This window comes from Lysobacter auxotrophicus, assembly GCF_027924565.1.
Classification (GTDB): domain Bacteria; phylum Pseudomonadota; class Gammaproteobacteria; order Xanthomonadales; family Xanthomonadaceae; genus Lysobacter_J; species Lysobacter_J auxotrophicus.
Window position 1 is genome coordinate 1,765,077 of the sequence record NZ_AP027041.1, and the last position, 23,759, is coordinate 1,788,835.

23 protein-coding genes are annotated in these 23,759 nt (G+C 67.8%); 17 read left to right on the forward strand and 6 right to left on the reverse strand.

Annotation, left to right across the window (positions count from 1 at the left end; all coding sequences use genetic code 11):
• Nucleotides 1-24 precede the first annotated feature (24 nt).
• The 7 genes from LA521A_RS07850 to LA521A_RS07880 all read left to right on the forward strand — a co-directional run bounded on the left by LA521A_RS07850 (nt 25) and on the right by LA521A_RS07880 (nt 7,038).
• Entirely contained in the window at nt 25-288 is a 264-nt protein-coding gene (locus tag LA521A_RS07850) for a lipopolysaccharide assembly protein LapA domain-containing protein (RefSeq protein ID WP_281781736.1), read from the forward strand.
• Nucleotides 289-291: 3 nt separating this feature from the next.
• The gene (gene lapB / locus LA521A_RS07855; protein ID WP_281781737.1) at nt 292-1,470 is read left to right on the forward strand and encodes a lipopolysaccharide assembly protein LapB; all 1,179 of its coding nucleotides are present in this window, start codon (nt 292-294) and stop codon (nt 1,468-1,470) included.
• A 6-nt stretch (nt 1,471-1,476) separates the two neighbouring features.
• Complete coding sequence (locus tag LA521A_RS07860; protein WP_425494589.1) at nt 1,477-2,445, forward strand: MraY family glycosyltransferase; 969 nt, start codon at nt 1,477-1,479, stop codon at nt 2,443-2,445.
• Between the two features lie 37 nt (nt 2,446-2,482).
• Entirely contained in the window at nt 2,483-4,393 is a 1,911-nt protein-coding gene (locus LA521A_RS07865; RefSeq protein ID WP_281781739.1) for a polysaccharide biosynthesis protein, read from the forward strand.
• On the forward strand, nt 4,393-5,292 hold the full coding sequence (gene galU / locus LA521A_RS07870) for a UTP--glucose-1-phosphate uridylyltransferase GalU (protein WP_281781740.1): 900 nt from the start codon (nt 4,393-4,395) through the stop codon (nt 5,290-5,292). Before LA521A_RS07865 ends, galU begins: the two co-directional genes overlap by 1 nt.
• A 100-nt stretch (nt 5,293-5,392) precedes the next feature.
• A complete protein-coding gene (locus tag LA521A_RS07875) occupies nt 5,393-6,706 on the forward strand; it encodes an NAD(P)/FAD-dependent oxidoreductase (RefSeq protein ID WP_281781741.1) in 1,314 nt (437 codons plus the stop codon).
• Nucleotides 6,703-7,038 (forward strand): tRNA-binding protein, encoded by a 336-nt coding sequence (locus tag LA521A_RS07880; RefSeq protein ID WP_281781742.1) that lies wholly within the window; start codon nt 6,703-6,705, stop codon nt 7,036-7,038. Before LA521A_RS07875 ends, LA521A_RS07880 begins: the two co-directional genes overlap by 4 nt.
• Nucleotides 7,039-7,101: 63 nt before the next feature.
• Here LA521A_RS07880 and LA521A_RS07885 read toward each other — a convergent pair whose 3' ends face one another.
• The 4 genes from LA521A_RS07885 to LA521A_RS07900 all read right to left on the reverse strand — a co-directional run bounded on the left by LA521A_RS07885 (nt 7,102) and on the right by LA521A_RS07900 (nt 12,057).
• A complete protein-coding gene (locus LA521A_RS07885; protein WP_281781743.1) occupies nt 7,102-7,551 on the reverse strand; it encodes an outer membrane lipoprotein in 450 nt (149 codons plus the stop codon).
• A gap of 234 nt (nt 7,552-7,785) precedes the next feature.
• The gene (locus LA521A_RS07890; RefSeq protein ID WP_281781744.1) at nt 7,786-8,994 is read right to left on the reverse strand and encodes an acetyl-CoA C-acyltransferase; all 1,209 of its coding nucleotides are present in this window, start codon (nt 8,992-8,994) and stop codon (nt 7,786-7,788) included.
• A 26-nt stretch (nt 8,995-9,020) separates the two neighbouring features.
• Nucleotides 9,021-11,396 (reverse strand): 3-hydroxyacyl-CoA dehydrogenase/enoyl-CoA hydratase family protein, encoded by a 2,376-nt coding sequence (locus LA521A_RS07895; RefSeq protein WP_281781745.1) that lies wholly within the window; start codon nt 11,394-11,396, stop codon nt 9,021-9,023.
• A 40-nt stretch (nt 11,397-11,436) separates the two neighbouring features.
• Nucleotides 11,437-12,057 (reverse strand): TetR/AcrR family transcriptional regulator, encoded by a 621-nt coding sequence (locus tag LA521A_RS07900; RefSeq protein ID WP_281781746.1) that lies wholly within the window; start codon nt 12,055-12,057, stop codon nt 11,437-11,439.
• Between the two features lie 255 nt (nt 12,058-12,312).
• On the opposite strand from LA521A_RS07900, the gene ndk reads away from it, so the two are divergent.
• The 10 genes from ndk (at nt 12,313) to moeB (ending at nt 22,634) form a co-directional block, all read left to right on the forward strand.
• Complete coding sequence (ndk, locus tag LA521A_RS07905) at nt 12,313-12,738, forward strand: nucleoside-diphosphate kinase (RefSeq protein WP_281781747.1); 426 nt, start codon at nt 12,313-12,315, stop codon at nt 12,736-12,738.
• A 141-nt stretch (nt 12,739-12,879) separates the two neighbouring features.
• Complete coding sequence (gene rlmN, locus LA521A_RS07910; protein WP_242524949.1) at nt 12,880-14,010, forward strand: dual-specificity RNA methyltransferase RlmN; 1,131 nt, start codon at nt 12,880-12,882, stop codon at nt 14,008-14,010.
• A 19-nt stretch (nt 14,011-14,029) separates the two neighbouring features.
• Entirely contained in the window at nt 14,030-14,866 is an 837-nt protein-coding gene (gene pilW / locus LA521A_RS07915) for a type IV pilus biogenesis/stability protein PilW (protein WP_425494578.1), read from the forward strand.
• Nucleotides 14,863-15,669, forward strand: a complete 807-nt coding sequence (locus LA521A_RS07920) for a RodZ domain-containing protein (protein ID WP_281781749.1) — start codon at nt 14,863-14,865, stop codon at nt 15,667-15,669. Before pilW ends, LA521A_RS07920 begins: the two co-directional genes overlap by 4 nt.
• A 104-nt stretch (nt 15,670-15,773) precedes the next feature.
• Nucleotides 15,774-16,406, forward strand: coding sequence for a YfgM family protein (locus tag LA521A_RS07925; protein ID WP_281781750.1), 633 nt, complete (start codon nt 15,774-15,776; stop codon nt 16,404-16,406).
• On the forward strand, nt 16,406-17,605 hold the full coding sequence (bamB, locus tag LA521A_RS07930) for an outer membrane protein assembly factor BamB (protein ID WP_281781751.1): 1,200 nt from the start codon (nt 16,406-16,408) through the stop codon (nt 17,603-17,605). The genes LA521A_RS07925 and bamB overlap by 1 nt, the downstream gene beginning before the upstream one ends.
• A 216-nt stretch (nt 17,606-17,821) precedes the next feature.
• Nucleotides 17,822-19,222, forward strand: coding sequence for a ribosome biogenesis GTPase Der (gene der / locus LA521A_RS07935; protein WP_281781752.1), 1,401 nt, complete (start codon nt 17,822-17,824; stop codon nt 19,220-19,222).
• Nucleotides 19,223-19,621: 399 nt separating this feature from the next.
• Nucleotides 19,622-20,266: a molybdenum cofactor guanylyltransferase gene (gene mobA / locus LA521A_RS07940; protein WP_281781753.1), complete on the forward strand. Its 645-nt coding sequence runs from the start codon at nt 19,622-19,624 to the stop codon at nt 20,264-20,266.
• Nucleotides 20,263-21,480: a molybdopterin molybdotransferase MoeA gene (locus LA521A_RS07945; RefSeq protein WP_281781754.1), complete on the forward strand. Its 1,218-nt coding sequence runs from the start codon at nt 20,263-20,265 to the stop codon at nt 21,478-21,480. The genes mobA and LA521A_RS07945 overlap by 4 nt, the downstream gene beginning before the upstream one ends.
• A gap of 17 nt (nt 21,481-21,497) precedes the next feature.
• Entirely contained in the window at nt 21,498-22,634 is a 1,137-nt protein-coding gene (moeB, locus tag LA521A_RS07950; RefSeq protein ID WP_281781755.1) for a molybdopterin-synthase adenylyltransferase MoeB, read from the forward strand.
• A 3-nt stretch (nt 22,635-22,637) separates the two neighbouring features.
• Here moeB and LA521A_RS07955 read toward each other — a convergent pair whose 3' ends face one another.
• Together LA521A_RS07955 and LA521A_RS07960 are read right to left on the reverse strand one after the other, a co-directional pair.
• Nucleotides 22,638-23,417, reverse strand: a complete 780-nt coding sequence (locus LA521A_RS07955) for an alpha/beta hydrolase (protein WP_281781756.1) — start codon at nt 23,415-23,417, stop codon at nt 22,638-22,640.
• Nucleotides 23,414-23,725: a DUF1244 domain-containing protein gene (locus tag LA521A_RS07960; protein ID WP_281781757.1), complete on the reverse strand. Its 312-nt coding sequence runs from the start codon at nt 23,723-23,725 to the stop codon at nt 23,414-23,416. The genes LA521A_RS07955 and LA521A_RS07960 overlap by 4 nt, the downstream gene beginning before the upstream one ends.
• Between the last annotated feature and the right edge of the window lie 34 nt (nt 23,726-23,759).

Sequence of the window (23,759 nt, forward strand, 5' to 3'; positions counted from 1 at the left end):
CCACAGCGGTCGATGGAGGCCGTGATGCGCCTGCTCCGTTTCCTGATCGCGATTGCGTGCCTTGCGGCCGGCGCCATCGTCGGCGCGCTGAACCGTGCACCGGTCGTGATCGATCTTGGATTCTCGCGGCTGCCGACCAACGTCGGCGTCTCGTTGCTCGTCGCGTTGTTGCTGGGCGTGGTCATCGGCGGCCTTGCGATCAGCGCCAGCGTGGTCCTTCCCATGCGCCGTCGACTGGCGCGCGCGCAACGCCAGGGTGCGACGACCGCACCCACTTCCGGAAGTTGATGCATGGCTTTCATCAGTGAGTGGTTCTGGTTCTTCCTCCTCCTGCCGATCGCGGCGGTCAGCGGCTGGATCATCGGCCGTCGTGGCGGCGAGCGGCACAGCGACACGCAGGTCAGCCGGCTGTCGACGACGTACTTTCGCGGCCTGAATTACCTGCTCAACGAACAGCCGGACAAGGCCATCGAGTTGTTCCTGCATATCGCGGAGCTCGACAAGGACACGTTCGAAACGCAGGTCGCGCTCGGCCACCTGTTCCGCCGTCGTGGCGAAGTGGACCGCGCGATCCGCCTGCACCAGGCGTTGGTGCAGCGTCCCGGTCTGAGCGACCAGCAGCGCGTGCAGGCGCTGCTCGCGCTGGGTGAGGACTACATGCGTTCGGGCCTGCTCGATCGCGCCGAAACCGTGTTCTCCGACCTGGTCGCGCTCGACATGCGCGCGCCGCTCGCGCTGCGTCATCTCATCGGCATCTACCAGTCCGAGCGCGACTGGGACAAGGCGATCGAGAACGCACGCCGCTACGAGGAAGCCACCGGCGAGCCGATGGGCAAGCTGATCGCGCAGTTCGAATGCGAACTGGCCGACCGCCATCGCGCTGCCGGCGACACCGACGCCGCGCGCGAAGCAGTGAAGCGCGCCTACGAGGCCGATGCGAACTCCGTGCGTGCCGGCATGATCGAAGGGCGGCTGGAAGTCGACGCCGGCAACGACGCCGGTGCGATCCGTGCATTCGAACGCGTGGCGCGCGTCGACCCCGACTACCTGCCCGAAGTCCTCCCGGCGCTTCTCGACTGCTACGAACGCGTCGGCGATGCGCCCGGTGCGCGCGCGTTCCTCGCGGAAATGACCGAGCACTATCGCGGAATCGCGCCGGTGCTCGCACTCACCCGCATGGTCGAGAGCGAGGAGGGCGTGCCCTCGGCGCGCGCCTATCTCGCACGGCAATTGAAGGATCGTCCTTCGGTGCGCGGCGAAGCGGCGCTGATCGACCTGACGCTCGCCGAAGGCGCGGACCCGGCCGCGACGCTGCACGATCTCAAGCACATCACCGACCAGTTGCTGGTACGCAATCCGAGCTATCGCTGCAATCGTTGCGGCTTCGGTGCGCGCAGCCACCACTGGCAATGCCCGAGCTGCAAGGAGTGGGGCACGATCAAGCCGCTGCTGAACTACGCGGTGGTCTGACGGATGCTGGAATGGCTGGTGGTGCACTTCTGCATCGGCGTGGCGGGCACGTGGCTTGCGCGCCGTTATGCGCTCATGCGGTCGCTGATCGACCAGCCGGGCGAACGTCGCAGCCATAGCGTGGCGACGCCTCGCGGCGGCGGCATCGCGATCGTGATCTCGCTGCTGGTCGCAGCCGTTGCGTTGGGCGTGCGCCAGCCCGAACAGGCGCCGATCATGCTGGCCTTCGGCGTAGGACTGGTGATGGTGGCGGGCATCGGCTGGGTGGACGACCACCGGCCGCTTTCGCCTTGGATCCGGCTCGGTGTGCACGTGCTGGCGTCCGGGCTGTTCGCGCTCGCGGCCGGGGACTTGTACGACTCGGTATGGATCGCCGCGGCGGCCTTCGTCGCGACGCTGGTGCTGACCAACGTCTGGAATTTCATGGACGGCATCAACGGGCTGGCGGCAAGCCAGGCGCTGCTCGCGGCCGTGGGCCTGGCCGGAATGGCCGGCGGTGCGTTCGGCCTGCTGGGTCTCGCCCTGGCGGCCGCGTGCCTTGGCTTCCTGCCTTTCAATTTTCCGAAGGCACGCATTTTCATGGGCGACGTCGGGAGCGGGGCGATCGGCTTTGCGCTTGGGGCGCTTTGCGCCGTGGCCGCGGCCCGCCTCGGGGAAAAGTTCGCTCTGGTGCTACTGCCGGTTTCGGTGTTTGTTGTCGACGCCTCCCTGACCCTCCTTCGCCGCGTCCTGCGGGGCGAGCGCTGGTGGACGCCGCACACCCAGCATGCCTACCAGGCCTGGGCGCGTGCGGCCGGTCACGGACGCGTCACGCTTTGCTATGCGGCCGTTTTGCTGGTGGTCATAATCGCAGGCTGGGGAGGGCTCCCTCGCGATGCGTTCTTCATCGCCGGTACGGTAGGCGCGTGGTATATGTGCTGCGCTTTTTTTTGGCTGGTCCTGCAGAAGAAGTTCCGGGCGCAGCTTCCTGATTGAATACTTGGCAGTTCGTAAGAAATAAAAGGGGCGAAGGATGAGCTCATGGCGTGATCGGTGGAAGAGTGGACTGCCGCGCCTTGCGGTGGTTGCGCACGATCTCGCGATGGTATGGGTCGTCTGGCAAGCCCTGCATCGCCTTCGCTGGGGTATCGAGGCCAACGCGCCTGCGATCCCGTTGTGGTCCGCCGAGATCGCGCTGGTACTCGCCGCGCAGGGTCTGGTGTTCTGGCAGGTCGGGCTGTACCGCGGCCTGTGGCGCTTCGCCGGCGTGCCCGATCTTTGGAACATCCTGAAGGCCTCGGTGCTCGGTCTGTTCGCGATCGTCCTCGGCCTGTTCCTCTACAACCGCCTGAGCACCGTGCCGCGCACGGTCCTGGTGCTGTATCCGCTGGTGTTGATGGGCATGCTCGGGGCTCCGCGCCTGCTGTATCGCGCGTGGAAGGACAGCCGGGTCGAATCCGCATCCAAGTCCTCTGTCCGGATCCTGATCCTGGGCGCCGGCCACGCTGGCGAAGCGCTGGTTCGCGACCTGCGTCGTTCCGGCACGTATCAGCCGGTCGGTTTCCTCGACGATGCCGTCCGCCTGCGCGGCAGCAAGGTCCAGGGCGTTCCAGTGCTCGGCCGCGTACAGGACGTCGCGGAGATCGCGCGCGAAACCGCTGCCAAGCTGCTCGTGATCGCCATGCCGTCGGCCGATGCGAATGCGCTGCAGCGCGTCGTCGTGTCCTGCGAGCGCACCGGGCTGCCGTTCCGCATGGTGCCCAAGCTGCAGGACGTGCTCGAAGGGCGTTCGCTGCCCGGCGAACTGAAGGAAGTGGCGATCGAGGACCTGCTCGGCCGCAAGCCGGTGCTGCCCGACTGGAAGGCGATCCGCAGTTGGCTCGGCGCGCGCTCGGTGCTGGTGACCGGCGCCGGTGGGTCCATCGGTTCAGAGCTGTGCCGCCAGTGTGCCCGTCACGGTGCGCGCCGCATCACCCTGATCGAAGTCGACGAGCTTGCGCTCACCACCACCGAAGCCGCGCTCAAGCGCGATTTCCCGGACGTGGAATACATCTCCGTCCTGGGCGATTGCGGCGACCCGGCCGTCATCGCGCACGCGCTCAAGCGCGCCGAGCCGGACGCCGTCTTCCATGCAGCGGCCTACAAGCAGGTGCCGCTGCTCGAGCTGCAGCTTCGCGAAGCCGTGCGCAACAACTCGCTCGCGACGGAAACCGTCGCCCGCGCGTGCTGTCTTGCCGACGTGGGCACCTTCGTCCTGATCTCCACCGACAAGGCGGTCGACCCGGTCAACGTGCTCGGCGCCACCAAGCGACTGGCCGAAATGGCCTGCCAGGCGCTGGCCGGCCAGTTCGCCACGCGCTTCGTCACGGTGCGATTCGGCAACGTGCTGGATTCAGCCGGCAGCGTCGTGCCGCTGTTCCGCGAGCAGATCCGCGCCGGCGGCCCGGTGACGGTCACGGACCCGGAGGTCACGCGCTTCTTCATGACCATCCCGGAAGCCTGCCAGCTGATCCTGCAGGCGTCCGCACTCGGCACGCACGAGGCCATCTACACGCTCGACATGGGCGAGCCCGTACCGATCAGGCTGCTTGCCGAGCAGATGATCCGCCTGGCGGGCAAGCAGCCGGGCCGCGACATCGCGGTGGTCTACACCGGCCTGCGCCCCGGCGAGAAGCTGCACGAGACGCTCTTTCACGCGGACGAGCGCTATCGCCAGACCACGCACCCGAAGATCCTCCAGGCCGAGCCGCGTGAAGTGGTCGTCTCCCACCTGGAAAGCTCGCTCGGACAGTTGCGCGAGGCCAGCGGCCGCTACGACCTGGAGCAGTTGAACCAGCTGTTGCGGACGGCCGTCCCTGAATTCCAGCCCGTGGGTACACATCCGGATTACCAGGAATCGGCGACAGTGGTGGCCTTTCCCGCACGCAACGCCAGGAAGGTTTGATGTCCGCACGAATCCGCAAGGCCGTTTTCCCCGTCGCCGGCCTCGGCACCCGCTTTCTCCCCGCCACCAAGACCGTCCCGAAGGAAATGCTGCCGATCATCGATCGGCCGCTGATCCAGTACGCCGTGGACGAAGCCATCGAAGCCGGCTGCGACACGCTCGTGTTCGTCACCAACCGCTACAAGCACGCGGTCGCCGATTACTTCGACAAGGCGTACGAGCTGGAGCAGAAGCTCGAGCGCGCCGGCAAGAACGAACAGCTTGAGCTGGTGCGAAACGTACTCCCGGAAGGCGTTCGCGCCGTCTTCGTCACCCAGGCCGAAGCGTTGGGCCTCGGCCATGCCGTGTTGTGCGCGAAGGCCGTGATCGGCGATGAGCCGTTCGCTGTACTCCTGCCCGACGACCTCATCTGGAACCGCGGTCCCGGCGCGCTGAAGCAGATGGCCGACGCCGCCGAAGCCACCGGCGCCAGCATGATCGCCGTCCAGGACGTGCCGCGCGAACAGACGGCGAGCTACGGCATCGTGGCGACCGAAAACTTCGAGAAGCGCCAAGGTCGCATCCGCGCCATCGTCGAAAAGCCCAAGCCCGAAGTCGCGCCGAGCAACCTCGCCGTCGTCGGCCGTTACGTGCTCAATCCGCGCATCTTCTCGCTGCTGGAGTCGACCACGCCGGGCGCGGGTGGCGAAATTCAGCTGACCGATGCGATCGCATCGCTGCTGGAGGAGGAGGCCGTCAACGCCTACCGCTTCCAGGGCACGCGTTTCGACTGCGGCACGCACATCGGCCTGATCGAGGCGACCATCCGGTACGCGCTCGACCACGAGAAGCTCAGCGATTCCGCACGCCAGTTGATGCAGAACGCGCTGGCCGAACTGGGCGTCGAAGAGCTGAACTGACGTCGGAACGCCGGCCCCGCCGGGCGGACGACCGGCGTCGGTACCGCGCCGATGACTCGACGACGTGGCGGTCTCGCGTCCGCCGCGGTAGGTTCGCGGGATGACCGGTCTGGATTCCAATTACTACCTTGCGACCGTCCCCGAGCGTGAGCTCGGGTTCGGTCCGCTGCGCGGCCCGGTGGCGGCGAGCGTCTGCATAGTGGGCGGCGGCTTTGCCGGACTCAACGCCGCGCTGGGCATGGCCGAGCGCGGTGTCCGCGATGTGGTGCTGCTGGAATCGCAGCGGGTCGGGTTCGGTGCGTCGGGACGCAACGGCGGCTTCGTGTTCGGCGGCTTCTCGCGTGGCGAGGAGAGCCTGCTGCACGATCTTGGACCGGATCGGGCCCGCGACCTCTATTCCGGCACGACGGGCGCGGTCGAACTCATCCGCGCGCGTACGCAGCGCTACGAGATCGACTGCGATCGCGTCGACGCCGGTGTGATCTGGGCCAACTGGTTCCGCGATCCGCAGGTACTAATCGAGCGCCAGCAGTTGCTCGAACGGAGCTTCGGCGCCCATTGGCAATGGATGCCCCGCGAGCGCCTGCGTTCCCTGGTCCACACGCGGCGCTATCACGACGGCCTCTTCGAGCCGGACGCCTTCCATTTCCATCCCCTGAAATACGCGCGCGGCATCGCGCGTGCCGCGATGGCGCAGGGCATCGGCATCCACGAACAGACGCCTGCCGTCGCGCTGGAACGCGCCGGCAGGGGCTGGCGCGTTCGCACGCCCGAGGGCGTGGTCGAGGCCGATCAGGTCGTGCTCGCGTGCGGCGGGTATCTCGCCGGTCTGCGCAGCGAAGTCGATGCGGGCGTGTTGCCGATCGCCACCTACGTGATGGTCACGCAGCCGTTGGGCGCGCGGCTGGACGAGGTCATGAGCACGCGCGCGGCCGTGTACGACACGCGATTCGCTTTCGATTACTACCGCCCGCTGCCCGACACCCGGTTGCTGTGGGGTGGGCGCATCTCGGTGCTCGACCGGTCGCCGGCCGAGGTCGAAACGGTGCTGTATCGCGACATGTTGAAGGTGTTCCCGCAGCTGGACGGCGTTCGCATCGACCACGCATGGTCCGGACTGATGAGCTACGCGCGTCACCAGATGCCGCAGATCGGTGCCATCGATGATGGACTGTGGCTGGCGCAGGCATTCGGCGGGCACGGCGTCGCACCGACGACGTTCGCCGGCGAGCTGTTGGCGAGCGCCATCGCGGACGGGGACATGCGCTGGCGCGAACTGAGTGGCTACGGCCTGGTCTCGGCGATCAAACCGGTCGGCTTCGTCGGTGCGCAGTTGAGCTACTGGTGGGCCGAGCTCAGGGACGACTGGAAGGACCGAATGGAACGCAGTTGGGGACAGGCGAGGGAAGAATGACCGACACGATCAGCTGGGCCGATTTCGAGAAGGTGATGCTCTGCGCCGGCACGGTGCAGCGCGTGGAGGAATTCCCCGAGGCGCGAAAGCCGGCGTGGAAGCTGTGGGTCGATTTCGGCCCGCACGGCGTGCGCAAGACCAGTGCGCAGGTGAAGCGTCTGTACGCCGCCGACGAACTCGTCGGGCGGCAGATCGTGGGCGTGATCAACTTCCCGCCGAAACAGGTCGGGCCCTTCATTTCGGAGTTCCTGTTGACCGGGTTTCCGACGGAGGAGGGCGTGGTGATCACCACGATCGAGCGACCCGTGCCCAACGGAACGCGCATGGCCTGACATCGCACCCAGCTCGCAAACGAAGAGGCGGCCATCCGGCCGCCTCTTTCGTTGGTGCACGGCTTACTGCGCCGGCGTCACACGGGCTTCCTCGCCCTGGCCCTGGATGAAGACCTTCTGTCCTACGCGCAGATTGGTTGGTTCCTGCGTGACCGAGACGAGCACGCCGTTGTTCAGACGCACGATGATGTCCTGGCCCGGAGTGGGCGCCTGGTTGCGCCGCTGCACCGTATTGCCCGTCACCGCACCACCGATCGTGCCAAGCACCATCGCGACATCGCGACCGGTACCGCCGCCGATCAGGCTGCCCACGCCCAGGCCGAGCGCGCCGCCGACCACTGCCCCTAGGCCTCGCGTCTTGGTATTGGAAATTTGTACGTCGGTGATCTGTTCGATCACGCCCGAACGTACTTCCACGGCGCCCTGCATCGAACCGGGTGTCGTGGTCTGGCAGGCGGCTACCAACAACGTGATCAACGCCAGCAACGGACCGGCGAGTTTGCGCAGGGACATGAGCGTTCTCCTTGTCGAGGGTTTCGAACGAACCGGGAACGAACAAGGGCATCGCTGACGGTGGACGTGCCGACGCCCCGCGCCGGCGAATGCGAACACGTCCGGCGCCGCTGCGATGCTGTGCTCAGCTGCGCGACAGGGACGTGAAATCGGCGAGAAGGCGAGGGCCGTCCGCAATGAAGAAGGGCAGCCCGAAGGCTGCCCTTTTCTTGGAGCTCTTGGAGGCGGCGGCCCTCAGAGGGCTTCGAAGATGCCCGCCGCGCCCATGCCGGTGCCGATGCACATCGTGACCATGCCGTACTTCTGCTGGCGGCGGCGCAGGCCGTGCACGATGGTCGCGGTGCGGATCGCGCCGGTGGCGCCGAGCGGATGGCCCAACGCGATGGCGCCGCCGAGCGGGTTGACCTTGGACGGATCCAGGCCGCTGTCGCGGATCACCGCCAGCGCCTGCGCGGCGAAGGCTTCGTTGAGCTCGATCCAGTCCAGCTGGTCCTTGGTCAGGCCCGCCTGCTTGAGCGCCTTCGGGATCGCCGCGATCGGGCCGATGCCCATCACTTCCGGGCGCACGCCGGCCACCGAGAAGCTCACGAAACGCGCCAGCGGTGTCAGTCCGTAGTCCTTGATCGCCTGCTCGGACGCGAGCAGCACGCCGGCCGCGCCGTCGCTCATCTGCGAGCTGTTGCCCGCAGTGACGCTGCCGCCGAACTGGCCGTTGCGGAACACCGGCTTGAGCTTGGCGAGGCCCTCGATGGACGAATCCGGGCGCGGGCCTTCGTCGATCTCCACGATCGACTTCTTCACGCGCACGGCGTTGCCGGCGAGGTCCGGGATGCGCGAGATGACTTCATACGGCGTGATTTCGGATTTGAACTCGCCGGCCTGGATCGCGGCGATGGCCTTCTGGTGCGAAGCGAGCGCGAACGCGTCCTGCTCCTCGCGCGAGACCTTCCACTCCTCGGCCACCTTCTCGGCGGTGATGCCCATGCCGTACGCGATGGCGACGTTCTCATCCTTCGCGAACACCTGCGGGCTCAGCGCGACCTTGTTCCCCATCATCGGCACCATCGACATCGATTCGGTGCCGCCCGCGAGCATGAGGTCCGCGTTGCCGAGGCGGATCTGGTCGGCTGCCATCGCCACGGCCTGCAGGCCGGACGAGCAGAAGCGGTTGATCGTCTGCGCCGCGATGGTGTTGGGCAGGCCGGCCAGCAGCGCGCCGATGCGCGCCACGTTCATGCCCTGCTCGCCCTCGGGCATGGCGCAGCCGATGATCGCGTCGTCGATGCGGCCGAGGTCGATGCCCGGCGCCTGCGCGACCACGGCCTTGAGCACGTGGGCGAGCATTTCATCGGGACGGGTGTTGCGGAACACGCCGCGCGGCGCCTTGCCGACCGGCGTGCGGGTGGCGGCGACGATGTAGGCGTCCTGGATTTGCTTGGTCATTTTCTGGGGTCCTGTGTCGTCGTCGCTCAGTTGCGCAGCGGCTTGCCGGTCTTGAGCATGTGCGCGATGCGTTCCTGCGTCTTGGGCATCTGCGCCAGCGCGACGAAGTGTTCGCGTTCGAGTTTCAGCAGCCATTCCTCATCGACGATCGCGCCGCGGTCGACTTCACCGCCGCACAGCACGGTGGCAATGCGCGAGGCGATCTCGTAATCGTGCGGCGAGATGAAGCGGCCTTCGAGCATGTTGACCAGCATCATCTTGAACGTCGCGATGCCCACGTCACCGGCGACCTGGATGCGGCGGGCAGGCAGGGGCGGGCGGTAGCCGGATTCGGCCAGCGCGCGCGCGTGCGCCTTGGCGACATGCAGCAGTTCGTACGCGTTGAAGACCACCGCATCGTTGTCGCGTGCGAGCTTGAGCTCCTTCGCCTCGAACGCCGACGCCGACACCTTGCCCATCGCCACGCTCTCGAACGCGGTCTTGAGCTGCGCGAAGACGTCACCGCCCGGGCCGGCCGCTTCGGAGGCGCGCACCGCGAACTCCTTCAGGCCGCCGCCGGCCGGCAGCAGGCCAACGCCCGCTTCGACCAGGCCGATGTAGCTCTCCAGCGCGAACACGGCCTTGGCCGAGTGCATCTGGAACTCGCAGCCGCCGCCGAGCGCGAGGCCGCGCACGGCTGCGACGACCGGCACCAGCGAGTACTTGATGCGCTGGCTGGTGGCCTGGAAGTTGGCGACCATCGCCTCGAAACCCTTCACGTCGCCGGCCTGCAGCAGGCCCAGCGCACCGGCGAGGTCGGCACCGGCGGAGAAGGGCTCCTTCGGCTGCCAGATGACCAGGCCGGCGAAGTCGCGCTCGGCGATGGAGATGGCTTCCTGCAGCCCGTTCAGCACGTGGTCGTTGACCGTGTGCATCTTGGTCTTGAACGAGACCACGGCGATGTCGTCGCCGTCATCGGCCCACATGCGGATGCCATCGTTCTCGAACACCGTGCGGCCCTGCGAGAACTTCTCGCCGAGCAGCGGATCGGGGAAACGCTGGCGCCCGTACACCGGGTTGGACGAGCGCGGCACCTGCGCCTTGCGCGCCGGGCTGAAGCTGCCGTCCTTGTCGTGCACGCCGTCGCGGCCGTCGAACACCCAGTCCGGCAGCGGCGCGCTGCTCATCGCCTTGCCGCCGACGATGTCCTCGGCGATCCAGTCGGCAACCTGCTTCCAGCCGGCGGCCTGCCAGGTCTCGAACGGACCCAGCGACCAGCCGTAGCCCCAGCGCATCGCGAAGTCGATGTCGCGCGCGGTCTCGGCGATCGATTCCAGGTGATAGGCGCTGTAGTGGAACGAGTCGCGGAAGATCGCCCACAGGAACTGCGCCTGCGGGTGCTGGCTGGCGCGCAGCGCGGCGAACTTCTTCGCCGGATCCTTTTCCTTCAGCAGTGCGGCGACTTCCGGCTCCAGCTCACCTGCCGAGGCGCGGTAATCCTGCGTCTTGAGGTCCAGCACCAGGATGTCCTTGCCGCGCTTGGTGTACACGCCGGCGCCGGACTTCTGGCCCAGCGCGCCCTTTTCGATCAGCGCGGAGAGCCACTTCGGCGCCTTGAAGTACTCGTGCCACGGGTCGTCGGGCAGCGTGTCGGCCATCGTCTTGATGACGTGCGCCATCGTGTCCAGGCCGACCACGTCCGCCGTGCGGTAAGTCGCCGACTTCGGGCGGCCGATCGCCGGGCCGGTCAGTGCGTCGACGGTGTCGAAGCCCAGGCCGAACTGCTCGGTGTGATGCATCGCGGCCAGCATCGAGAACACGCCGATGCGGTTGCCGATGAAGTTCGGCGTGTCCTTGGCGATCACCACGCCCTTGCCGAGCGCGGTGGTCAGGAAAGTTTCCAGCGCCGTCAGCACGTCGGCGTCGGTGGTCCTGGCCGGGATCAGCTCGGCCAGGTGCATGTAGCGCGGCGGGTTGAAGAAGTGCACGCCGCAGAAGCGGTGGCGCAGCTGCTCGGGCAGCACTTCGGCCAACTTGTTGATGCCAAGGCCCGAGGTGTTGCTGGCGAGGATCGCGTCGTCCGCGACGAACGGCGCGATCTTCTTGTAGAGGTCCTGCTTCCAGTCCATCCGCTCGGCGATGGCCTCGATGATCAGGTCGCAGCCGCGCAGCTGCTCCAGGCCGGTCTCGTAGTTGGCCGGGGTGATGCGCTCGGCCAGCGTCTTGCTGGCGAGCGGGGCGGGGCTGAGCTTAGCCAGGTTGGCGATGGCCTTGCCGACGACGTCATTCGGGTCGCCTTCCTTGGCCGGAAGGTCGAACAACACCGTGTCGACACCCGCGTTCGTCAGGTGGGCGGCAATCTGCGCACCCATGACGCCGGCGCCAAGCACGGCCACGCGGCGTGCAAGCAGTTTCTTAGGCATGTTATGCAAATCCTTGTTTAACAAGTATTTCGAACAGGGTTCAGGACTTGAAGCCGGCCGCCGCGAAACGGATCAGCTCGCGTGCGGCACGTTCGCGATGGGCCGCTTCGGAGACGCCGGCGGGCCGCTTGATCAGGCCGAAATCGGCCATCGCGTAGGTCAGGGAGCCGGCGAGGAAGTCGAGCCGCCAGTACAGCTCCTCCTTGCTCAGGCCCGGCACGCAGCCGGCGATCGCCTTGGCGAACTCGCGCAGCACGTGGCCGTAGTGGTCGGACAGGAACTTGCGCAGGCGGTCGTTCTTCTCGGCGTAGGCACGCGCCACGACACGGACGAAGGCGCCGCCGCCGTGGCGGTCCTGCGCCATCGCCAGGGCGGGCTGGACGAAGGCGGCGAGGATCGGCTCCAGCTCGCCGGGGTGCTGTTCCAGCGCGGCTTTCAGCGCGCCCAGGCGCTGGGCGCTCATGTCGTCCATGCGGCGGCGGAAGACCTCGTTGACGAGGTTTTCCTTGCTGCCGAAGTGGTAATTCACCGCCGCGATGTTGACGTCGGCGCGGCTGGTGACCTGGCGAAGGGAGGTGCCGGTGAAACCGAACTGGGCGAACAGTTCCTCGGCGGCGCCAAGGATCCGGTCCTTGGTCGAGAAATGGGCGGTGGTGGCCATGGGTACTGCGGATGTCCTGGGGCTGCGGTGGCTGAATCAAACGCTTGTTTGATGCTAGTCCCTGCCGGCCTGAACCGTCAACGGACGCCGCGCAAAACCCGCCGCCAGACCCTGCAAAAATGCCGTGCGATCCGTTAGAATTACCGGAGCCTTGTGGGCTAAACCCGCGTCCGTACGCGGGTTTTTCTGTTATCCTCGGGCGCGAACCCTGGTCAAGTCACCACGTTCGGCGGCCCGCCTACCCGGAGAGAATCCATGGCGCTGGAGCGCACCCTGTCCATCATCAAGCCGGATGCCGTCGCCAAGAACGTCATCGGCGAGATCTACACCCGCTTCGAGAAGAACGGCCTGAAGGTCGTCGCTTCGAAGATGAAGCAGCTTTCGAAGCAGGAAGCCGAAGGCTTCTACGCCGTGCATCGCGAACGTCCGTTCTTCAATGCACTGGTCGAGTTCATGATCTCCGGCCCGGTGATGATCCAGGTGCTCGAAGGCGAGGGCGCGGTGCTGAAGAACCGCGACCTGATGGGCGCCACCAATCCGAAGGACGCAGCGCCGGGCACGATCCGCGCCGACTTCGCCGACAGCATCGACGCCAACGCCGTGCACGGTTCGGACAGCCTGGAGAACGCCGCGATCGAAGTCGCGTACTTCTTCCCGGCGACCGACGTGTACGCCCGCTAAGCGACCAGCGCAGACGTAAAGGCCATGACCACGCAACGGGAACGCATCGACATCCAGCTCGCAGGGCAGACGCCCGGGACGGAATCGGCTGCGCGCGTGGAAGCGGGCGTGGCCGGCAAGAACGCGGTCGGGTCCTCGAAGATGAATCTCTTCGATCTCGACCGCGCTTCGCTCGAGCGTTTCTTCGAAGAGACGCTCGGCGAGAAGAAGTTCCGCGCGCACCAGGTGATGAAGTGGATCCATCACCGGTACGTGACCGATTTCGCCGAGATGACGGACCTGGGCAAGGCGCTGCGCGCCAAGCTCGAAGCGAGCGCCGAAGTGCGCGTGCCGCAGGTCGTGTTCGACAAGGCGTCCACCGACGGCACGCACAAGTGGCTGCTCGGCATGGACCCGAAGAACGCCATCGAAACCGTCTACATCCCCGACAAGGGGCGCGGCACGCTGTGCGTGTCGTCGCAGGTGGGCTGCGCGCTCAACTGCCAGTTCTGCTCCACCGCCACCCAGGGCTTCAACCGCAACCTGTCCACCGCCGAGATCATCGGCCAGGTGTGGGTCGCGGCACGCCACCTGGGCAACGTGCCGCACCAGCAGCGCCGCCTCACCAACGTGGTGATGATGGGCATGGGCGAGCCGCTGGCGAATTTCGACAACGTCGTGCGCGCGATGAGCATCATGCGCGACGACCTGGGCTACGGCCTGGCGAACAAGCGCGTCACGCTGTCGACCGCCGGCATGGTGCCGATGATCGACCGCCTTGCGCTGGAGAGCGACGTCTCGCTCGCAGTGTCGCTGCATGCGCCGAACGACGAGCTGCGCAGCGAGCTGGTGCCGCTCAACAAGAAGTACCCCATCGAACAGCTCATGGACGCCTGCGTGCGCTACGCGCTGCGCAAGCGCGGCACGTCGGTAACGTTCGAGTACACGCTCATGAAGGGCGTGAACGACCAGCCGCAACACGCGCGCCAGCTGCTGCGCCTGATGCGCCAGTTCGACAACGCCGTGCAGATGAAGGACGCGGCGAAGGTCAACCTCATCCCGTTCAACCCGTTCCCGGGCACGCGCTTCGAGCGGCCGGACGACGCGGCGATCCGCGCCTTCCAGAAGCTGCTCAATGAAGCCGGCATGATCGCCCCGGTCCGGCGCACGCGAGGCGACGACATCGACGCCGCGTGCGGGCAGCTCAAGGGGCAGGTCATGGACCGCACCCGGCGCCAGGCGGAATTCAACAAACGATTGCAGGCGCAGGGTCTCGGGAACGAGGCCGCGTAATGTCAGGAGCCCGCTAGCCATGGACGTCCGCGGCCGCCCGCTGAGCCTCACGATCTCGACCGCGTTGGCGATCGGGTTGCTGGCCACCGGTGCGTGCAGCCGCGTGCCGTTCGTCAAGCAGGACTTCAAGCGTCAGGATTTCGAGCGCACCTCGCCCGAGGTCAACGTCGCCGGCAACGGTCGCAACAAGGACGCCGTCGCCGCGAGCCGCCCGCTCGAACTGGCCCGCGCGCGCCTGCTCGCCGGCGATTACGCCGCGGCCGAAAAGGAAGCGCTGAAGGCGCTCAAGCTCGATCCGAAATCCGCCGACGCCGAGACCGTCCTCGCCGTGGTCGTGGCCCGGCGCGGCGATTCGGCCGAAGCCGGTCGCCGTTACCAGCGCGCCGCCGAACTCGCGCCCACCAACGGCGCGATCCAGAACAATTACGGCGTCTGGCTGTGCCGCGAAGGCCGTGCGGCCGAGTCGCTGGCCTGGTTCGACCGCGCGCTGCAGGACCCGCGCTACACGACGCCGTCGGTGGCGCTGGCGAACTCCGGAAGCTGTGCCGCCCGAGCCGGCCAGGACGACCGCGCGCGTCGGGACCTGCGCCGCGCCGTCGAGCTGGATCCGAACAACGCCACGGCACTTGGCGCGTTGGCGGAGCTTGAATTCCGTCAAGGAAATGCCTTCGAAGCCCGCGCATTCTCCGAGCGCCGCCTGTCGGCTGCACCAGCGGATGCGGGGGCGTTGCAGCTTGCGTCACAAATCGAAGAGAAACTCGGCGACAGGGCTGCCGCCGCAAGATACGTTCAGCGAATGAGGGCGGAGTTCCCGCAGACGCGGGGCTCCGGCATGGGGGATGACGGAAAGCGATGAACTCGAACCAACTCGCGCCTGAGATGGGCGCCAGCATTGGCGTGCGCCTTAAGCAGGCCCGCGAAGAGGCGGGCCTGTCGCAGGAAGACGTCGCCGCCAGCCTGAAGATTCCGGTCAAGGTGATCCGGCAGCTCGAATCGGGGGACTCGAGCCAGCTGGGTGCGCCGGTCTTCGTCCGCGGGCAGATGCGCAGCTATGCGCGCCTGCTCGGGGTCAAGTTCGACGAGGAACTCGGCCAGGGCGCGCGACCGATCGCGCCGTCGGACCTTGTCAGCCACACCCACACGCCGCGCTACCGCCGCGTGTTCGAACAGGCCACGCGTCGTGCGATCTACATCGTGCTGACGGCGGCCATCGCGGTGCCGATCTGGATGGCCTCGCGCGAACTCAAGAAGGACGACGCCAAGGTCGAGTCGCTCGACGTGGCGACCGCGCCGGCGACCCCTGCGAACAATGCGCAGCCGACGCCGTCCGAGCCGGTGCACCGGACACCGCTCGTCGCCTCGATGGCGACGCTGCCCGCGGCGCCTGCCGCTACGCAGCCGGCGTTGTCGCTCAACTTCATCGGCAACAGCTGGGTCGAAGTGCGCGGCGCCGACGGCCGCGTGATCGAAAGCGGCGAACTCGGTACCGGCCAGCAGCGCAGCTACGCCGCGGGCGAAGTCTCGCGCGTGGTGCTGGGAAATTCTTCCGCGGTCGAAGTCCGCAACGCGGGCAAGACGGTCGATCTGACGCCGTTCAGCCGCGCGAACGTGGCGCGCTTTACGCTATCCTCTGACGGTTCCCTCACGCCGGGCGATTGACCGGCGGTACGGGAAATCCACATGCACCGGCCCGCGCTGCGGGCCGGTGCTCCTATTTCGGATTCCCGCCGTAACGGTGGGCCACAGAGCACGGCAGCCAGCCCATGGCGATTGACGATCTTCTCGACGAACACGAACAAAGCGAACGCGTCCTGCAGTGGCTGCGCAACAACGGCGCGGGCCTGATCGGCGGCATCGCCCTGGGTCTGGCGGCCATCGGCGGCTGGAAATGGTGGGACCAGCGCCACGAGCAGGAACGCATGGGCATGGCCACGCAGTACCAGCAGGCCATCGACGCCATCGACGCGAAAGACAAGACCGCCGACGCCAAGGTCAAGGCGCTGGAAGAAGGTTCGAGCTACCGCGCATTGGCGGCCCTCGAACTGGCCCGCTCGCAGGTCGAGGCGAAGCAGAACGACGCCGCGCTCGCCACGCTCCAGGGCATCCGCACCGAGGATCCGGCGATCGCGCAGATCATCCAGCAGCGCACCGCGCGCCTGCTGATCGACAAGAAGCAGGCCGATGCCGCGCTGAAGCTCGTGGCCGACGCCGACACCGCGGCGGGCATCGAAGTGCGCGGCGATGCGCACCTCGCGCTCGGCCAGAAGGACCAGGCGCGCACGGCGTACGCCGAGGCGATGGCCAAGCTGGACGTGGCTTCGCCGCACCGCCGCCTGCTCGAACTCAAGCTCACCGAAGTCGGCGGCACGCCCGCCAAGCCCGAGGCCAAGTCCTGATGAAGCACCGCTCCATGCTGCTGCGTACCTCCGTCGTGCTGCTGTGCGCGGCTTCGCTCGCCGGGTGCTCGACCGTCAAGGGCTGGTTCGGTGGCGACAAGAAGAAGGACGACGGCAAGCCGAACGAACCCGCCGAGCTGACCGACATCACGCCCTCGGTGACCGTCCAGAAGATCTGGTCGGCCAACGCTGGCAAGGGCGAAGGCCGCAGCGGCGTACGCCAGGGACCGGCGGTCGCCGACGGTCGCGTCTTCGCCGCCGCGATCGAAGGCGGCGTGCACGCGTTCGACCTGCAGACCGGCAAGCAGGTCTGGGAATACCGCCCCGACAAGAAGGCGAACGTCCGCCTGTCCGGCGGTCCCGGCGTGGGCGAAGGCCTGGTCGTGGTCGGCGGCCTGGATGGCGAAGTCATCGCGCTCGACGCCAGCACCGGCGAAGAGAAGTGGAAGGCCCACGTCCCGAACGAAGTGATCGCCGCGCCGGCGATCGGCATGAACTCGGTGTTCGTGCGTTCCAACGACGGCCGTGTCACCGCCTTCGACGCCGCCAGTGGCGAGCGTCGCTGGTTCTGGGTGCAGGAAGTGCCGATGCTGTCGCTGCGCGGCAACGACGGCCCGGTCCTCGGCCCGGGCTTCGTGTTCATCGGTAACGACGACGGCACCGTGTCGGCGCTGTCGGCCAGCGATGGCCGCCCGATGTGGGAGCAGCCGGTCGCGCAGCCGGAAGGCCGTACCGAACTGGATCGCATGGCCGACATCGACGGCACGCCGGTGCTCGAAGGCACGACGCTGTTCGCCACCAGCTTCAAGAAGCAGACCCTCGCCATCGATGCCCCGAGCGGCCGTCCGATGTGGTCGGCGGAGCACGGCGGCGCAGGCCGCATCGGCCTCGCGTCCGACCGCCTGGTCGTCACCGATCCCAGCGGCTCGGTCTTCGGCTTGGACAAGAACAGCGGCGCGGCCCTGTGGTCGCAGCCGGCGCTGGCCCGTCGCAACGTGACCGGCGCGGCGGTGCAGGGCGATTTCGCCGTGGTCGCCGATTTCGACGGCTACGTGCACTGGCTGAAGCTGGACAACGGCGAGTTCGCCGCGCGTGAGCGCGTTGGCGGCAAGGCCGTGAAGGCCGCTCCGGTGGTCGCCGACGGCATCGCGGTGGTGCAGAACGTCAACGGCGAGCTGACGGCGTTCCGCCTGCAGTAAGCGCTGGCGGCACCCGCTGCAGACGAACGGCCCGGGCGCGAGTCCGGGCCGTTTTGCATGCGGCATTCGGCCCCGGTTTCCCTTTTGGCGCCGGGCCCGTCATCATGCCGTACCCCGATACCCACGGACCGGGCCGGACCCGGCCGCCGCGCGCCTTCCCGCTGCGCGGCACGGCGCTCCGCTTCCCCGATCCCCCATTCCGCACCGGCCCTCACCATGCTTCCGCTCGTCGCCCTCGTTGGCCGTCCCAACGTTGGAAAATCCACGCTGTTCAATGCGCTGACGCGCACCCGCGACGCCCTGGTCCACGACCAGCCGGGCGTCACGCGCGATCGCAACTACGGCGTTGCGCGGCCGGAAGGCAAGCGCCCGTTCGCGGTCGTCGACACCGGCGGCATCGCCGGCGAGGACGAGGGCTTGGCGGGCGCCACCGCGCGCCAGGCGCGTTCCGCCGCCGAAGAAGCCGACCTGGTGCTGTTCGTCGTGGACGGTCGTGAAGGCGCCTCGGCGCTGGACGACGACATCCTCGCGTGGCTGCGCAAGACCGCGCGGCCGGCGATGCTGGTGGTCAACAAGACCGACGGCCTCGACGCCCAGGCCGCGATCAACGAATTCGCCCGTTACGGCATCACCGACGTCATCGCGGTGTCGTCGGCGCATCGCCAGGGCATCGACGAGCTGATCGACAGCGTGCTCCAGCGCGTGCCCGAAGAGGGCGCAGCGACGGAGCTCGACACCGATCCGTCGCGCATCCGCGTGGCCTTCATCGGCCGCCCGAACGTCGGCAAGTCGACGCTGGTCAACCGCCTGCTCGGCGAGGAGCGGATGATCGCCTCCGAGGTGCCCGGCACCACGCGCGACTCGGTCTCCATCGACATGGAGCGCGACGGCCGCCTGTACCGCCTGGTCGATACCGCCGGCGTGCGCCGCAAGGCGCGCGTGGAGGAGGCGGTCGAGAAGTTCTCGATCATCAAGACGCTGCAGGCGATCGAGCAGTGCCAGGTCGCCGTGGTGATGCTGGACGCGAGCGAGGGCATCACCGACCAGGACGCCACGGTGCTGGGCCTCGCGCTGGACGCGGGTCGCGCGCTGGTCGTCGCCATCAACAAGTGGGACGGCCTGACCGATTACCAGCGCCAGCAGGCCGAGGCGCTGCTGACGCGCAAGCTCGGCTTCGTCGAGTGGGCCGAAGCGGTGCGCATCAGTGCCAAGCACGGCTCGGGCCTGCGCGAGCTGTTCCGCGCCATCCATCGCGCGCATGCGTCGGCGACGCACGAATTCAGTACCAGCGAAGTGAACAAGGCGCTGGAAGTCGCGTACGAAACCAATCCGCCGCCGACCGTTCGCGGCCACGTCGCCAAGCTGCGCTATGCGCATCCGGCGGCGAACAACCCGCCGACGTTCGTCGTACACGGCACGCGCCTGCGCACGTTGAGCGACACCTACAAGCGCTATCTGGAGAACTTCTTCCGCAAGCGCTTCAAGCTGGTCGGCACGCCGGTGCGTTTCGTGTTCAAGGAAGGCGCGAACCCCTACGAAGGCAAGAAGAACGTGCTCACCGAACGCCAGGTCGCGCGCAAGCGCCGCCTGCTGAAGCACGTCAAAAAGGGCAAGTGACGAAACGACGCGGTCGCGCCTGCCGCGATCGCCTTTGTCGTTTCGTCATCCCGGCGTAGGCCGGGATCCAGCGTAGTCACGCGGTCGCGCCTGACGCGATCGCCTTTGTCGTTTCGTCATCCCGGCGAACGCCGGGATGCAGGCCGGTCGCGTCTAGCGCGATCGCCTTTGTCGTTTCGTCTTCGCGGCAGGTGCTGTCATTCCAGCGCAGGAATCCATCGTGCGTTGCGTCCAAAGCAGGAAAGCAACACCGCAGCGCTGTGCGGCAACGCTCGTTTGGCCCAATCGCCTCGTTTCCCCTCACCCCAACCCCTCTCCCGACGGGAGAGGGGCTGAGAAGCGTCATTCGTTGGAAGGCGAACACGTTCGTTTGGCGGCCAGGATCCCGGCCACCGCCGGATGACGGCTACGAGACGCCGTAAAATCCCATCCATGACGCTGCAGCCTTCCGACATCACCCTCGGCATCCTCGCGGGCGGACGCGCAAGCCGGCTCGGTGGCATCGACAAGGCCTGGCTCATGCGCGACGGGATGCCGCAGGTCGAACGCTGGCGAAAACGCTTCGCCACTGACGTCTCGAACGTTATCGTCAGCGCGAACCGCGAACCCGAACGTTACGAACGCATCGGCCTGCGCGCCGTTCGCGATCGAGTGACCGTCGACCTCGGCCCGCTCGCCGGGCTCGATGCGCTCGCCGCCGCGTGCCAGACGCCGTGGCTGCTCACGCTCCCGGTGGACCTGATCGGTGTGAAAGACTGCCTCGTGCCGAGCCTGAGCGCCGCCGCGGGATCGCACGGCGCCTACGCCGTGGACGACGACGGCCCGCAGCCGCTTGTCGCGTTGTGGTCCGTGGCATCCCTGCGCGAGGCGACCGCGCATGCGATCGACGCGGGCGATCTTGCCGTCCATTCGTTGCAACGCCGCCTGCGCATGGTCGCCGTGCGGCTGGACGGCGTACGCTTCGGCAACCTCAACACGCCGCAGGACCTCGCCGCCGCCGGCGCGGTGCCCGGCGATTCCGACGGACGCGACCCCACCGCATGACCGACTTCCCGACACAGCTCGCCTTCGACGAGGCCGTCGCGATCATCCGCGACGTCGCGGCGAAGCATCGCCTCGACACCGAAACGCTGCCGCTGTCGCGTGCACACGGGCGCATTCTCGCGGCCGACGTGCACGCGCCGATCCCATTGCCGCCGTTCGACAACAGCGCGATGGACGGCTTCGCACTGCGCCATGCCGATCTGCGCGAAGGCGGGACGACGCTGCGCCTGGTCGACGAACAGTTCGCCGGCCGTGCCCGCGAGATCACGGTGGACGAGGGCGAATGCGTGCGCATCACCACGGGCGCACCGATGCCCGCGGGCGCCGACACGGTCGTCATCAAGGAAAACACGCGCGTGGAAGGCGATCGCGTCGTGGTCCTCATGCCGCCCGCCGCCGGCGCGAACCTGCGCCTTGCCGGCGAGGACGTGCAGGCCGGCGAATGCGTGCTGCAAGCCGGCAAACGCCTGACGCCCGCGCGCGTGTCGCTCGCCGCCTCGCTCGGTGTGCCGTCGCTGACGGTGTTCCGCAAGCCGACGGTCGCGGTGTTCAGCAGCGGCGACGAATTGATCGAACCCGGTCTTTCGCTGGCCCCGGGCGAGATCTACGACAGCAATCGCGAACTGCTGATGGGCCTGCTGCGCGCGGAAGGGTTGGAGCCGACGGCCTGGCCGCGGTTGCCCGACGATCCGAAGCAGGTCGAGATCGCACTGCGTGATGCCGGCTGCGCGTTCGACCTGATCGTCACCTGCGGCGCGGTGTCGGCCGGCGAGAAGGACCACATTCCGGCGGTGCTGCAGCAATTCGGCACCGTGCATTTCTGGAAGGTGCGGATGAAGCCCGGCATGCCGGTGCTGTTCGGCAGCCTCGACCAGGCGCGCGTGCTCGCGCTGCCGGGGAATCCGGTGTCGGTGTTCGCGACCTTCCTGGGGTTCGGACGCACGCTCATCGACGCATTGCAGGGCCGCACCGAGCCGCGTCCGGTCGAGCGCGCGCAACTGGTCGCGCCCGTCGACAAATCCCACGCGCGACGCGAATTCCAGCGTGCCACCGTCTTCTGCGACGAACACGGCGTGCTGCGGGCCGATCCGAATCCCGCTGTGGGTTCGCACCGCCTGCGAGCGGTCGGCGAGTCCAACGCGCTGATCGTCGTGCCCGATGGACCGCAGCGTTTGGCTGCCGGCGCCGTGGTCGAGATCCTGCGTTACGCCTGAGGGGCGATAATCGCGCCATGGATATCACCGACCAGATCGAACGCATCACGCCCGCCGACGCCTTCCGCCGCCAGCGCGACGGCGCGGTGATCGTCGACGTGCGCGAATCGCACGAGCGCGCGACCGGCATCGCCGAAGGCGCGCTCGGCGTCGCTCGCGGCGCACTGGAGGCCGATCCGCAGGCGACATTGCCCGACCGCTCGGCCGACGTGCTGATCATCTGCCAGTCCGGCGCGCGCTCGATGAAGGCCGCGCAGGCGTTGCATGCGGCGGGTTACGCACGCGTGGCGTCGGTGGAAGGCGGTACGACGCGCTGGATCGCCGAAGGCCTGCCGATCACGCGCGACGAGCGCGAATTCGACTTCTACGACCGTTATTCGCGCCACCTGCGCCTGCCCGAAGTCGGCGAGACGGGACAGCGGAGGTTGCAGGCCGCACGCATCGCGATGGTTGGCGCCGGCGGCCTCGGCTCGCCGGCAGCGTTCTATCTGGCGGCGGCCGGCATCGGCACGATCGTGCTGGCGGACGACGACATCGTCGATCGCAGCAACCTGCAGCGGCAGATCCTGCACACCGAAGACCGCATCGGGGTGCCGAAGGTCGAGTCGGCGCGCATTGCGCTGTCGGCGCTGAATCCGTCGGTGAACATCGCGACCTTCCAGGAGCGCATCACCGCCGCCAATGTCGAACGTCTCATCGACGGCGCGGACGTGGTGATCGACGGCGCCGACAACTTCCCGGTGCGCTACCTGCTCAACGACGCCTGCGTGAAGCTCGGCAAGCCGCTGGTGTACGGCGCGGTGCATCGTTTCGAAGGTCAGGTGAGCGTGTTCGATGCGGGGCGCCATCGCGGCCATGCGCCGTGCTATCGCTGCCTGTTCCCCGAGCCGCCGCCGCCGGAAGCCGCGCCCAACTGCGCCGAAGCGGGCGTGCTCGGCGTGCTGCCGGGCGTCATCGGCCTGTTGCAGGCGACCGAGGCGATCAAGCTGATCCTCGGCGTCGGCGAGCCGCTGGCGGGCCGCCTGCTGCACTTCGACGCGATGGGGATGCGGTTCCGCGAAACGCGGCTGTCGGCCGATCCGGACTGCCCGGTGTGCGCCGCGGGGCGCGACTTCCCGGGCTACATCGACTATGTGACGTTCTGCGCCGCGTAGGCTTCAGCGCAGGAAGTCGGCCAGCGCCTGTTCGAACACCGGATCGCCGCTGATCGTGTTGTGCCCGGCCTGCGGCAGGTCCACGACTCTCGGCGGCTTGCCGAGCACCGCGATCAGGCGGTTGGTGTTCGCCGGCGGCACGATGGTGTCGAGCGCGGCGCGGATCACCATCACCTCGCCCTCGTAGCCGCGCAGGCGCTCGATCGAATCGAAGCGGTCGCGCATGATCCAGCGCACCGGCAGCACCGGGTAATGCACCTGCGCCACGGCCGTGAGGCTGTCGAACGGCGCGATGAGCACCAGCTGCGACACCGGCCGCTGGCTGGCGACGTAACTGGCGACGCCGGTGCCCAGGCTGGAGCCGATCACCGCAATCGGCTGGTCCGGGTGGCGCGAACGCACTTCGTCGAACAACGCCAGCGCATCGCCGAGCAGCGCCGCCTCGCTCGGTTGCCCGCCGCTCGCGCCGTAACCGCGATACGACACCAGGTACACGGGGCGATCGGGCAGCAGCCGGTCGAGCATCTCGCGCCGGTTCTGGATGCCTTCCGCGTTGCCGCCGAAGTAGATCACCGGGCGCGACGCATGCGGATGCAGCACCCAGCCGTGCAGCTGGACGTCGCCGCGCGCGAGGGTGAAGTCGGTCTGGGCGACGTCGATGCGCGTGCCTTCGGGGAGGTAGATCAGCTCGCGCTGCTTGGAGAACAGCCACGCGACCATGCCCGCGTAGCCGAGCACCGGCAGCGCCGCCCAGCCCAGCCACTGGCGGCGCCCGAAACTCATCCGGCGTGACGGCGTTGCGCCGCCTCGAACGCCGCCAGCTGCTCGGGCGTCGCCTCGCGCTGGTGCTGCGCCTTCCATTGCGCGAAGGGCAGGCCGTAGATCGCCTCGCGCGCCTCGTCCTTGGTCATCGTGATGCCGCGCTGCTCGGCGGCCTCGCGGTACCAGTCGGCCAGGCAGTTGCGGCAGAAGCCGGCGTTGATCATCAGGTCGATGTTCTGCACGTCCGGGCGCTCCTGCAGCAGGTGCTGGAGCAGCCGCCGGAAGGCGGCGGCCTCGATCTGGGTGGTTTCGAAATCGGGTTCGGTCATCGGGGGCGTCGTCGTCGCGGTGCGGGGTAGGGCG